The 872-nt window shown below is 55.6% G+C and carries 1 protein-coding gene; it reads left to right on the forward strand.

Going from position 1 to position 872, the window contains the following annotated elements:
* On the forward strand, positions 1-872 hold an 872-nt coding region (gene tssI / locus VR7878_RS20350), incomplete at both ends, for a type VI secretion system tip protein TssI/VgrG (protein ID WP_139344184.1).

Below are 872 nucleotides of genomic sequence, written 5' to 3' on the forward strand. Positions count from 1 at the left end.
AACAGTCCGAAGTTACCGAAGTGACGCAGCGTGACTATAGTTTTAAAAAGCCCTCTTACAGCTTTAAACAGTCGGCACTTGGCAGTGACATGGCCTATCAGTTGCCGGACTACCAACACTACGATGCACCGGGGCGCTATAAAGACGATGCCAGCGGCAAAGCCTTCAGTCAGATTAAGCTCGAACATCTGCGCCGCACCAGTCATACCGCAAGCGGTAAAAGTAACGAAGCCAAACTTCAGGCCGGGCTGGTCTTTACACTGGCCGACCATCTTGATAGCACGATGAACCGCCTCTGGCTGATTGTCGGGATTGACCATCAGGGCAGTCAGCCCCAGGCACTGGAAGAATCCGGTGGCAGCGGTGCCACCACTTACAGCAACCAGTTTGTTGTCATCCCGAATGAAACCCTGTGGCGTATGCAGCCCCAGCCAAAGCCGCAAGTTGATGGCCCGATGGTCGCGACCGTTGTCGGCCCGGAAGGCGAAGAGATCTACTGTGATGAACATGGCCGGGTGAAAATCTCTTTCCCGTGGGACCGTTACAGCAACGAAGACGAGCACAGCTCCTGCTGGGTGCGCGTCGCACAAGGCTGGGCAGGCGCCCAGTACGGCATGATGGCGATCCCTCGTATCGGTCATGAAGTGATTGTCACCTTCCTCAACGGTGACCCGGATCAACCGATGGTGACCGGGCGCACCTATCACGCGACCAACACGCCGCCCTATCCTCTGCCGGATCACAAAACCAAAACCGTGATTCGCACCCAGACCCATCAGGGCACCGGTTTCAACGAATTAAGTTTTGAAGACCAGTCCGGCAGCGAGAAGATTTACCTCCACGCGCAGAAAGACTATGAAGCGCTGGTTGAA

Origin of the sequence: Vibrio ruber DSM 16370, assembly GCF_900163965.1 — a bacterium.
Classification (GTDB): domain Bacteria; phylum Pseudomonadota; class Gammaproteobacteria; order Enterobacterales; family Vibrionaceae; genus Vibrio; species Vibrio ruber.